Below are 3,376 nucleotides of genomic sequence, written 5' to 3' on the forward strand. Positions count from 1 at the left end.
ATGGGCTAGGCGAGTTAAAAGTTCCAATATCGCATACCAGAATGCAAACGTCTCGCTTGCTTGATGCGATCTTCTAGGAATAGCATCATAGAAGCACCTTCATTCATGCACATTGAGCACACCACAGTGTGCTCACACAACCGGAACACCACCATGGCCCACGCAACGTTTCATTGGGAAGACCCCTTTCTGCTCGACCAGCAGCTGACCGACGACGAGCGCATGGTGCGCGATGCCGCTGCGGCCTATTGCCAGGACAAGCTCGCCCCCCGCGTGCTGGACGCCTTCCGCCACGAGAAGATGGACACCAGCATCTTTCGTGAAATGGGCGAAGTGGGCCTGCTTGGCCCCACCATCCCCGAGCAATACGGCGGCCCCGGCCTGAACTACGTGGCCTACGGCCTGATCGCCCGCGAAGTGGAGCGCGTGGATTCGGGCTACCGCTCGATGATGAGCGTGCAAAGCTCGCTGGTGATGGTGCCGATTTTTGAGTTTGGCACCGAAGCCCAGCGGCAAAAATACCTGCCCAAGCTGGCCACGGGTGCATGGATTGGCTGCTTTGGCCTGACCGAGCCCGACCACGGCTCCGACCCCGGTTCCATGGCCACCCGCGCGCACAAGGTGGCGGGCGGCTACAAGCTCAGCGGCAGCAAGATGTGGATTTCCAACAGCCCCATCGCCGATGTGTTCGTGGTCTGGGCCAAAGAGGTGGACGCGGCGGGCAACGTGGGTCCGATTCGCGGCTTCATTTTGGAAAAAGGCATGGCCGGCCTGAGCGCCCCGGCCATCCACGGCAAGGTCGGTTTGCGCGCCAGCATTACCGGCGAGATCGTGATGGACGGCGTGTTTTGCCCTGAAGACAACGCCTTCCCCGACGTGCAGGGCTTGAAAGGCCCGTTCACCTGCCTGAACAGTGCCCGCTACGGCATCGCCTGGGGCGCGCTGGGTGCGGCCGAAGACTGCTGGTTCCGCGCCCGCCAGTACACGCTAGACCGCAAACAGTTTGGTCGCCCCCTGGCCGCCAACCAGCTCATCCAGAAGAAGCTGGCCGACATGCAGACCGACATCGCCCTGGGCCTGCAAGGCTGCCTGCGCCTGGGCCGCATGAAGGACAAGGGCACGGCTTCCGTCGAGCTGACCTCGCTGCTCAAACGCAACTCCTGCGGCAAGTCGCTAGACATCGCCCGGCTGGCCCGCGACATGATGGGCGGCAACGGCATTTCGGACGAATTCGGCGTGGCCCGGCACCTGGTGAACTTGGAGGTAGTCAACACCTACGAGGGCACGCACGACATCCACGCGCTCATTCTGGGTCGCGCGCAGACCGGCATCGCAGCGTTTGGCAACTGAGGTGACGGCCGCGCTGTCGCACCTCAAGGTCCTCGACCTGTCCCGCGTGCTGGCCGGGCCGTGGTGCACCCAGATGCTGGCCGACCTGGGTGCCGATGTGGTCAAGGTCGAGCGCCCGCTGGTGGGGGACGACACCCGCCACTGGGGCCCGCCGTTTCTGCAAGATACGGACGGAAATGACACCGACCAGGCCACGTATTTCACCGCCTGCAACCGCAACAAGCGCTCCATCACCATCGACATGGCCCAGGCCGCAGGCCAGGCGCTGATCCGCCAGATGGCGGCGACCAGCGACGTGCTGGTAGAGAACTTCAAGGTCGGTGGCCTCAGCGCGTACGGGCTGGATTACGCCAGCTTGCAGGCCCTCAACCCGCGGCTGATTTACTGCTCGGTCACCGGCTTTGGCCAGACCGGGCCGTATGCCGAGCGCGCGGGCTACGACCTGATGGTGCAGGCCCTGAGCGGCATGATGTCCATCACCGGCCCGGCGGGCGGCGCGCCGCAAAAAGTCGGTGTGGCGGTGATCGACCTGTTTACCGGGGTCTACGCCTGCAGCGCCATCCTGGCCGCCATCGAGTCGCGCCACCGCACCGGCCTGGGCCAGCACATCGACATGGCCTTGCTAGACGTAGGCATGGCCGTCTTGGCCAACCAGGCGGCCGGATTTCTGAACACCGGCAAGGTGCCCCAGCGCCAAGGTAACACCCACCCCAGCCTGGCCCCGTACCAGGACTTCCCCACGGCCGACGGCGCCATGCTGCTGGCCATCGGCAACGACGGCCAGTTTGCCCGCTTCTGCGCCGCCGCCGAACAGCCCGCGTGGGCCGCCGACCCGCGCTTCACCACCAATACCCTGCGGGTCCAAAACCGCGCCGCATTGATACCCGCGTTGGAGGCGGTCACCCGCACGCGCAGCACCGCGCAGTGGATTGCCTTGCTGGAGGACAAAGCCGTGCCCTGCGGCCCCATCAACGACATGGGCCAGGCCTTTGCCGACGTGCAGGTGCAGGCTCGGGGTATAAAGGTGAATCAGCCTCTTGCGCAGGCAGAGTCTGCGGGGGCAGCTATTAAAGAAATAGCAAGCGTGGCCAGCCCACTGCGCTTGACTGCCACCCCACCCGTGCTGCATCGGCCGCCGCCAGCCCTGGGCGAGCACACCGACGAAGTGCTGGCGGGCTTGGGCCTGGATGTAGATGCGATTGCGGCTTTGCACGCCGCTAGGGTGGTGTAAGAACCTGTTTGCGGTCTATTCAGGGCTTAAATCGAATGTAAACAACCGGTTACATGGCCTATGCTGTAGCTTCCAAACTGCAGGACTTAAAAACCATGAGTAAGCAAGAACCTGATGTCATATTTGGCACCGAAGACCTGCTGTTGAGCCTGTGCAACTCGGTCACCCGGGTGTTGAACGTGGCCACCAACACCCACATACGCTACTCGGGCATGGTGCAGCGCATCAGCAAAACCTGCCTCAAGCCCGACATCGGCTGCTTTGTTCTGTTCGATGGGGGCTTTTCTGGCCTGGTGATCATCAACTTCACCGCCCAGGCGGCGATGGAGCTGTACGAGAGCTATCTGCTGAACATGGGCATGTCGAGGGCCGACTTGGTCACCTCCTTCACCTCGGACGAAGTCAGCAACGTGATGGGCGAGCTGATGAACCAGGTGGTGGGCGACTTCACCGGCAAGGTGCAGCGCGAACTGCAAACCCAGATTACCCAAAACCAGCCCAAGATGCTGTTGCTGAACAAGCAGGTCATCATGAGTGTGGACGCCAACCTCGACCAGCCCGAGGCCCGCCGCGTCACCTTCTACACCAGCACCAACCGCATCTTTTACCTGGAGCTGGCGGTGGACAACATCCAGTTCATCAAGATGGTGGACTTTGAAGTACCCGCCCCCCCAGACCCCACCGCCGTGATGGCGCAGGTGCACAACAACGAACTGAGCGCCCCCGGCCCGGCGCACAACAGTAGCGCCGATGACGATACCGACGAGTTTCTCAAGTCGCTAGGGATGTGACGGC

Annotated in this window: 3 protein-coding genes; all 3 read left to right on the top strand. The window is 62.9% G+C overall.

Annotated elements, in window-relative coordinates; translation table 11 throughout:
• The first annotated feature begins 153 nt into the window (after nucleotides 1-153).
• The 3 genes from ABI213_RS22695 to ABI213_RS22705 all read left to right on the top strand — a co-directional run bounded on the left by ABI213_RS22695 (nucleotide 154) and on the right by ABI213_RS22705 (nucleotide 3,372).
• The gene (locus tag ABI213_RS22695) at nucleotides 154-1,350 is read left to right on the top strand and encodes an acyl-CoA dehydrogenase (RefSeq protein ID WP_348028778.1); all 1,197 of its coding nucleotides are present in this window, start codon (nucleotides 154-156) and stop codon (nucleotides 1,348-1,350) included.
• Nucleotides 1,340-2,581, top strand: coding sequence for a CaiB/BaiF CoA-transferase family protein (locus ABI213_RS22700; protein ID WP_348007161.1), 1,242 nt, complete (start codon nucleotides 1,340-1,342; stop codon nucleotides 2,579-2,581). The genes ABI213_RS22695 and ABI213_RS22700 overlap by 11 nt, the downstream gene beginning before the upstream one ends.
• Before the next feature lie 95 nt (nucleotides 2,582-2,676).
• Complete coding sequence (locus tag ABI213_RS22705; RefSeq protein ID WP_348007162.1) at nucleotides 2,677-3,372, top strand: DUF3334 family protein; 696 nt, start codon at nucleotides 2,677-2,679, stop codon at nucleotides 3,370-3,372.
• Nucleotides 3,373-3,376: the final 4 nt, after the last annotated feature.

Origin of the sequence: Rhodoferax sp., from assembly GCF_039922535.1 — a bacterium.
GTDB lineage: Bacteria > Pseudomonadota > Gammaproteobacteria > Burkholderiales > Burkholderiaceae_C > Rhodoferax_B.